Origin of the sequence: Rhizobium sp. SEMIA 4085 (genome assembly GCF_013004495.1) — a bacterium.
Classification (GTDB): Bacteria; Pseudomonadota; Alphaproteobacteria; order Rhizobiales; family Rhizobiaceae; genus Rhizobium; species Rhizobium gallicum.
In genome coordinates this window covers 1-8,506 of sequence record NZ_JABEPH010000268.1, presented here as the reverse complement: position 1 = coordinate 8,506, position 8,506 = coordinate 1, and the positions used below count along the sequence as shown (strand labels likewise).

The following is an 8,506-nucleotide window of genomic DNA, read 5'->3' as shown; positions in this document are numbered from 1 at the left end:
TGGGTGTGGTGGCCACGGCAGTCCGTCGACCGCGAAACAATGGGTCCGTAGGGGCATACGAACATGCGCTGAAGAGGGCCAGATCAATCGCCTACGCCAGTGAAGGAACCAGCGGTGGCCACTTCTACGGTTTGCTGGAACGCTTGGGAATAGCGGATGAGGTGAAGCCCAAGCTGGTGGCCGTACCAGGAGGGCAGACAGCGTCGACCGTAGGCCGTGGGGAAGCCGAGCTGGGGGCATTCCCGTGACTTCTATTATTGCAGCCGCACCCGAGGTCATACTTGTCGGGCGGTTTCCGGCAGAACTCCAAAGTTACGTTTGGCATCAGCGTCAATTCAACAGACGCAGACGCTGCCAAGCAGCTGTCGGAATTTCTGATGTCGTCAGCCGTTGATGACATCTTGGTGGCAAAGGGCGTCGAGCGCCGCTAAAAGCTTGATTGAAAACATGGTGGCAGGTCGTGCGGCAGAAACCGGCACGCTGGAAGTAAACGTCGCCGCCTCCCAGGCTCGGCCTTGGAATCATCGGTGCGATCAGCGCCCTTTGTCCATCCGTCAGGTCCGTCGCGTATGGACAAGTCGCGCAGTGCGCGATCACGATCAGGCTGAGTGAACTCTTCAGATGTATGTCCAATGTGAAGACCAGTTCAAGATCTCTCAGGCGACGGGTTTCTATGATGCTCCGGCGAATTGCCAGGGCAGCCTAATTTGATTTTACGGAGAGCCATGGGCTTCCGCCGCCATGTCGCTCCGAGTCTCGTCGATCATCGGCGCAACGGCGAATACGGGCCATTGGGTGCCGCTTGCCATCACAGACATATTGCCGCCTTTTTGCTGTCGCCCCGCTGCTCCTGACCTGAGCATAATGAGCTTAGCTCGCGCGGGACGAGGGCTCATAGCGAAGAATAGGCCCAAGGCCAGCTCGCGCCGCAGCTGCATCGCTTAGGCCGCAATGAGCAGGAGCACATAGGCGATGACGGTCACCATTAGCCCGCGGAAGGCGAAGGTCACGCAGCGGTACTTTCCACGCGCGATGGCCGAGAGAATATCGGCATTGTTCAGGTACTCGTTGAAAAGATAGATCTCGTCCCGCCGCTGCGCGGCATCCCAGAAGCGATGGCGGTGCTTGCCCCAGGAGCCCCAGAACAGGGAGGTCGACTTGTTCACGTGGCGCGGCAGCACTACGAGGATGGCCGATATGATTGAAAAGACCGAGGCCGTGGCAAGCAATACCGAGAAAAGCATGCTTTGCTGATAGCCGTTTACATAGCGTTCCAAGGTAAAGACGCTGCGAACATCGCTTGAGCTCACCAAGAATGCGAGCATAAAAGTAAAAATATACGCGGCTTTCTGGTCAGAAATCTTAATCTGGTCGTAGAATATATCGTTAATTTTCTTTATATGATCAAAATACTCTACGCTGATATCCTCAGTCGAAGGCCCACTCCTCATAAGCTCTGCCGCACTGTCAAAATCCGTCACGTTCTCAACTCCAGCCCAAAAGTGTTTCCGTGATATTACACTTCACAGGCAAAGCAATAGCGCGCGTACAACACAGCTTGACTTTTCAACTTCATATCGACAAACGCTTTAGACATGAGGGGTAAGTTTTTCAATTCCGCGTCCACCATTGCGGTGTTGACTGTGGCGGCGTCTTATCTTGCGCTTCCGGCAGCCGCTGATCCTGTGCAGCGCGCGGCACCGGCCGCAGGCTCCGTCATCGACCGCAAGGTCGGCGAGGAAGTCCGCTTCGTCGACCTGTCGAACTGGCAGAATGTCGATCTGCGCCAGGATCTGTTGGGCGGCGACGTGCTGCGCACCAATGCCACCGGCCAGCTCGCAATCCTATTCGCGGACCGCACGCAGGTACGCCTCGGCCGAAATTCGTCGCTGCAGGTCAAACAGATGGCACCGGCGGGCGATACGATCCTTAACCTCCAATCCGGTACGATGTGGGCCCGCGCTCAGCGTGGTGGCTCGGGCCTAACCGTTCAGACACCGGCCGCGGCAGCCGCCATCCGCGGCACCGACTGGACGCTGACGGTCAAGGGCGACCAGACCTCCCTGATCGTGCTGGAAGGCCGCGTGGAGCTGAAGAACGAGCACGGCAGCGTCGAGGTCGCGCAGGGTGAAGCAGCCGTCGCCACCATCGGCCAAGCGCCCCGAAAGCTCGTCATCGTTACGCCGGACGACCGCGAGCAGATGCTGTTTTACCTGACGCTGCGCGGCAGCTTCACCTTCATGCCCGCCTCGCCCCTCCCGGTGCAGAAGATGCGCGACGAACGCAGCCGCATCGAAGCCAAGGCACCTGCGGCAAGAAATGCGGAGGACTGGCTGACGCTAGCCGAGGTGCAACTGTCGCTTGACGGCCGGCAGAAGGCGCTGGAATCGCTGGTGAATGCGCGCACGCTCAAGCTTTCCGCCGCCCAGCGCGCCCGTGCCGACCTGATCGACGCCCTGATTGCCGGCGCCGAGATGCGATACGACGAGGCAGCAAGATTGTTCTCGCGGGCCGAACGGGTGCTCGATCCGCAGCGTCGGAGCATCGCGGCCTATGGCAGCTATTATTCGCGTTCGCTGCGCGATCCGAATCATGCCGAAAAGCCGCCGGAAAACATCACGGGACCCTATGCTGCCGTGATGAAGGCCTACACGGCAGGGTTCCTTGAGGATATCCCAGCCGCGATTGCGACGATGAAGCAGGCGGAAGTGCGATATCCGAACGATTCCACCCTGCCCGCCTTACGCGCGCAGCTGGCGATGCTGATCAACGACCGCATCCAGATGAAGGAGGCGATCGATCGATCGCTCTCGATCGACCCCACCGACCCCAATGCGTTGCAGGCCCGCGCCCGCATGCGCGCCGATTACGAAGGCAATCTCGATGGCGCACTTGAGGACCTGAACAATGCGATCAAGGTCGCGCCGGGCTCGTCCACGGCCTGGAACGATCTCGGCCTGCTCCAAGATGCCCGCGGTGCTACGCGTGAGGCGGAAGCCGCACTCAAGAGGTCCATCGAGCTCGATCCGGACGATCCGGTTGGCCATGCAAATCTCGCAATCCTCTATCTCGACCAGTCGCGCATGAAAGAGGCCAAGCGGGAGATCGATTTGGCGCTCGGCGCCGACCCGGCCTTCAACATCGCCATCTTGGCACGCGGCCGCTACTATCTGCAGATGGGCGAGAGGGAGAAGGCGGTCGATGACCTGCTCGCCTCCTCAACTGCCAACCCGGGCTATTCGCAGGCCCAGCTGATGCTCGCCGCCGGCTACTACGAGAATGGCAACCGCGAAGCCTCCGGCCAGGCGCTCGACAATGCCGATCGGCTGGACAAGAACGATCCTTCTGTCGCGGCATTCCGCGCAGCCGTTGCAATTGACGACTATGACTCCGATGGCGCGATGAAGAGTGCCCGTGAATACCTCAAGCGATCGCGCGCGCGGGGAGGATATTACGCCTCGCTTGGAGCCAACCAAAACGGCGGCTCGACGCTCAATGCGGCTTTTCGGCTCCAAGGTTTGGACGCCTGGGGCCAATATTACGGGGATGCGGTCTTCGATCCGTTTTCGGGAAGTGGCTATTTCGACCAGACTTTTCGTGGAAGCGTGAACCCGCTCGCCAATTCATTTCTTTATGGCGGGAACGTGGTCACCAACACCGCAAATGCGTCATCTTATTCATCCTTCATTCAAGGGTTATTGTTCGATCCCCATATGCTTTCAGGTCGTTCGCGGTCGGCAAATCTCGCGCGCATGCCCTTCCTGGAAGGCTCGATTGGCGCCGGAACAATGCTGACCCAAGAAAATGCGGGATTGTTGGGTGAGGCTGAAATTCAGGGCTTTTCCAACGAACCCCGGCCCATCAGCTTTTTCGCAAATTTTCAATGGGAAAAGACCTCGGACACGACCCGCGGATACAATAACGGCACACTTGATTTAAACACCGATACCAAGCTGGTCGCCGGCAATGGCTACGTGACGGCCTCGGTGACTCCGGACGATCGTATCGTCGCTTTCGTCAATCATTCAGATTCAAAATACGATCTCGACATTCCATCAAGAGCATTTCTGCCGCTGGTGCCGGGCCTCTACTATGGGCTGGATAACAAATTTTCCATTGCCGGAGTCGGCTTGAGCCACACGTTCGGATATCGAAATGTCTTAAATACAGCTTTCTTCTATTCATCGATCGATTCTTCGATGGATCAAAACATTCTGGTTCCGCCACTAATTCCCGGTCTGTTCTCAAGCCTGATACACACTAAGCAGGAAAATTACGTTGGCGCGATAAATCACACCTACGGAATGGATGACCTGACCTGGCGCTATGGTGTCGAAGGAGGATGGATCGACACAGAAACGACTACGGGCGTTTCATTGGTTGGCGTTCCTCTCGGTGAGGTGGAGGAACATACCGGTACACGCTATGGCAAGGTGTACATCGATCTCCTTCATGAGATAACGCCCGACTTGAAAGCGGAGTACGGGCTTTTCGGCACCTTTTACCAAGGCGACGAGGTAGATATTCAACGTCTCGAGCCCCGCATAGGAGTCGCGTGGTCGCCGGCGGAGGGCCATTGGCTGCGAGCCGGTTATTTGCGACAAGGCACGAACAGCACCACGCCAACCCTTGCCCCGGTCGGCATCGTTGGCCTGCAGCCTAACACATTCGGCATCGATCTTTCAGGGTATGCTGATACGTTCACTGTTCGGTGGGATGCTGAATGGAATGACTGGTTGTTTACAGCTGTTGACCTCCAGCATCAGGAACTTCGCGATCTCTCAATCGACAACATCATTGCGCTGGAGAGCTTTGGCACTCGCAAAGCGCGCGCAGATCGTGCTTCGTTTACAGCAAACATTGCATTGGGATATGGGTTTGGCCTGGCTGCGACATACGCTCTTAGCGATTCCGAAGATAACGACCCGTCAAGCGGCGGTTATGGCCAAGAATTGCCATTCCTTCCAAAGCACTCCGGACAAATTGCCCTCACGGGGGTGAACGAAGCCAATGTGAAAGCTACGCTTGCGGCCAACTATGTCGGTGAACGACACGGCGATCAATCCGATGAGATCCTTGACGATTACTGGACGCTCGATGCAAATCTTGTCTGGGAGCCACTTGATAAACGGTTCGCGCTGGAAGCCGCAGCTTATAATCTGCTTGATGAGGATTTTGAGGTCGCTTCAGGGTTCAACGGCTGGGGCCGCGTGTTCAAAGGCACGCTTGAAATCCGCTTCTGATGATCGCGGTCGCGGATACCGGGCATAAAATGCGCCAACCAGGCTGGCCGTTCAGCGGCCGGCCGGTGCGGCTGGCAGTACTAGTGCTTTTGACGCTGATTTCCATTTCGCTGCTCTCGCGTCTGCCCGCCTGGTCGCTGCTGGAACTGCGGAGCTTCGACTATCTATCGACCGTCGACGACCCGCTGCCGCCTGCCGATGCGCCGGTGATCGTTGCGATCGACGAGCCGTCACTGGCGGAGATGAATGAGCAATGGCCCTGGCCGCGCAGCCTGCATGCCCGGCTGATCCGGCAGCTGCGCGCAGCGGGCGCCAAGGCGATCGGCCTCGATATCATTATGGCCGAACAGTCTTCGCGAGAGGACGATGCGGCAATAACGGCGGCGGTCGGGCCGGACATTGTGCTTGCCGGTGACGAGACGCTAATCCAGACACCGCAGGCCGACCAGTTGATCCGCGCCACGCCTATGCCGCAACTGACAGAAGCCGGCGCGAGAACCGGCATCGCCTCGATCGACCTCGGCGGCGACGGCGTCTTCCGCAACATCCCGTCCTATCAGGACGGCTTTGCCATAACCCTTGCGCAGGTAGCCGGGAAGGCACCGGGGAGCCTGCCCGCCAACGCACTGATTCAGTCTTTCGGACCATCACGCAGTTATCCGACGGTTTCCTATTATCAGGCGCTGGACCCAGAGAACTTTCTGCCGAAGGATTTCTTCAAGGACCGCGTGGTGTTCGTCGGACTCAGCCTGCAGAATGCGCCGGAAATCGAAAAAGGCGGTGCCGATGCTTTTGCAACCCCTTACACGGTCCATACGGGCAGACTGGTCGCCGGCGTCGAAATCCAGGCGACGATCTACGACAATATCGTGCACCGCTATTCGATCGAGCTGGCGCGCCTTCCAGTGGTTGCCTTCGCCATCCTGATTGCCGCCATTCTCGCTGCTGCGACCGTCTGGAGATCCACGGGCTGGCCGACATTCGCCGCCACAGTTGTCTTCATCGGCGTGGCGGCGGCGCTGAGCTATGCCGGCATCCGCTTCGGCAATCTGTTCGTCTCACCGCTGGGGCCGGTTGTGGCTTATGTGTCCGTCGCCTTCGGCCAGGCGGCATTCGATTTTGCCGAAGAGCGACGCAAGAAGAAGCAAGTCACCCTCGCCTTCTCGCAATACATATCGCCCGATCTCGTCAAACGGCTTTCCGAGGATCCATCACAGCTGAAGCTCGGTGGCGAGCGGCGGACGCTCTCGGTCCTGTTTTCGGACGTGCGGGGCTTCACGACGATTGCCGAGACGCTGAAGGACGATCCGGAGCAGCTTACCAGCCTCATCAACCGCCTGCTGACACCGCTTTCCGATGTCGTGATGGATCACGCCGGGACGATCGACAAATATATGGGCGACTGCATCATGGCGTTCTGGAATGCACCGCTCGACGATGCGGATCATGCGCTAAATGCTGTTGCCGCCTCGCTCGCGATGCAGGAAGCGATCGCGAGCCTGAACAGGCAGCTCGAGAAAGAGGCCAGGATAAACGGAACGCCGCTGCATGCGCTGAAAATGGGCGTCGGCATCAATACCGGCGAGTGCGTTGTGGGCAACATGGGCTCGAACAGGCGTTTCGACTATTCCTGTCTCGGGGACGCGGTCAATCTCGCCTCGCGCCTGGAGGGAGCCTCGAAGAATTATGGCGTCGCTCTGCTTCTCGGCGAGCAGACTGCGAAGCTTGTGGCGGGCACCTATACGGTCGCCGAGCTCGACCGTGTCCTCGTCAAAGGCAAGACGCTCCCCACCCCGGTTTTCACGGTGCTGCATCACGCGGATGCCGCGGCGCTGGCGGCGCACCAGACCTTCGTGGAAATGAAATATGCCTGCAAGCTTTCGCCGGACGATCCCGTATTCGAGACGCTGTCGCAGATGATCCCTGAACTTGCGGCCTATTATGCGATCATTCGCAGCGATGTCTCGGGCACGGAAGGATAATCGTCCCGTTGCGCTTTCCCCGCTTGCGATTTTACGTTTAAGATCGCCGGACTCGATAACAGCAAGAGCATCTCAATGTCCGCAACAAGCCCCGCCACCGTTATCCCACTTCCGCAGCCAGTTCTGCTTCCCATCGAAGGCAGCAGTGACGTCTTTCCGGTGCGCCGCGTCTATTGCGTCGGGCGCAACTATGCGGACCACGCGATCGAGATGGGGCACGACCCGAGCCGCGAGCCGCCCTTCTTCTTCCAGAAGAACGCCGACAACCTGCTGCCTCCCGGCACGCCGTTTCCCTATCCGTCTCTTTCGAATGACGTGCATTACGAGGCAGAATGCGTGATTGCGCTGAAATCAGGCGGCGGGAACATTCCCCTCGGCAACGCGCTTGACTGCATCTATGGCTACGCCGTCGGTATCGATTTCACGCGCCGCGATCTGCAGGCCGAGGCAAAGAAGCTCGGCCGTCCATGGGAAGTTGCGAAGGCATTCGAATATTCGGCACCGGTTTCGGCAATCGTGCCCGCAAGCCGCCTCGGCCATCCGGACGCGGGCCGCATCTGGCTCGACCACAACGGGAAGCGCGTTCAAGACGGTGATCTGAAGCAGATGATCTGGAAGATGTCGGAAATCATCGCTGAGCTCTCCAAGCTCTTCGTCCTGGCGCCGGGTGATGTCATCATGACCGGCACGCCGGCCGGTGTCGGCGCCGTCAAGAAAGGCGATCGCGTCGAATGCGGCATCGACGGTATCGCGACGCTTTCCGTAACCGTCGCCTGAGGAGATTGCCATGCCCGTTTACGCGCTTGGAGGATTGTCGCCGAAACTTCCGCCGAGCGGGCTCTACTGGATTGCGCCGGACGCGCATGTAATCGGGCAGACGGAGCTTGGCGAAGGCGTCGGCATCTGGTTCGGCGCCGTGCTTCGCGGCGACAACGAGCCGGTCACCGTCGGCAACAACACCAATATCCAGGAAGGCGCGATGCTGCACACCGATCCGGGCTTTCCGGTGACGATCGGCGAAGGCTGCACCATCGGTCATCACGCGATCGTCCACGGCTGCACGATCGGCAACAATTCGCTGATCGGTATGGGCGCAACCGTCTTGAACGGCGCCAAGATCGGCAACAACTGCCTTGTCGGCGCCAATGCCCTGGTGACGGAAGGCAAGGAATGTCCGGACGCTTCACTGATCGTCGGTTCGCCTGCCCGCGCCATACGGACGCTCGATGAAAAGGCGATCGATGGGATTAGGCGCTCGGCGGAAAAATATGTCGCCAACTG

The 8,506-nt window shown here is 58.9% G+C and carries 5 protein-coding genes and 1 pseudogene; 5 read left to right on the top strand and 1 reads right to left on the bottom strand.

Annotation, left to right across the window (positions count from 1 at the left end; genetic code table 11):
• Positions 1–431: pseudogene (locus C9413_RS33735) on the top strand (substrate-binding domain-containing protein); the annotation flags it as partial.
• A 510-nt stretch (positions 432–941) separates the two neighbouring features.
• Here C9413_RS33735 and C9413_RS22760 read toward each other — a convergent pair.
• Positions 942–1,481, bottom strand: a complete 540-nt coding sequence (locus C9413_RS22760) for a Pycsar system effector family protein (protein WP_039845127.1) — start codon at positions 1,479–1,481, stop codon at positions 942–944.
• 114 nt (positions 1,482–1,595) lie between these two features.
• Between C9413_RS22760 and C9413_RS22755 the strand changes: the two genes are divergently transcribed.
• The 4 genes from C9413_RS22755 to C9413_RS22740 form a co-directional block, all read left to right on the top strand.
• Positions 1,596–5,243, top strand: a complete 3,648-nt coding sequence (locus C9413_RS22755) for a FecR domain-containing protein (protein WP_170250945.1) — start codon at positions 1,596–1,598, stop codon at positions 5,241–5,243.
• A 29-nt stretch (positions 5,244–5,272) separates the two neighbouring features.
• The gene (locus tag C9413_RS22750) at positions 5,273–7,225 is read left to right on the top strand and encodes an adenylate/guanylate cyclase domain-containing protein (RefSeq protein WP_039846801.1); all 1,953 of its coding nucleotides are present in this window, start codon (positions 5,273–5,275) and stop codon (positions 7,223–7,225) included.
• Positions 7,226–7,300: 75 nt separating this feature from the next.
• Positions 7,301–8,002, top strand: coding sequence for a fumarylacetoacetate hydrolase family protein (locus tag C9413_RS22745; RefSeq protein WP_039845128.1), 702 nt, complete (start codon positions 7,301–7,303; stop codon positions 8,000–8,002).
• 10 nt (positions 8,003–8,012) lie between these two features.
• The coding region (locus tag C9413_RS22740) for a gamma carbonic anhydrase family protein (protein WP_170250944.1) at positions 8,013–8,506 on the top strand (494 nt) is incomplete at its 3' end.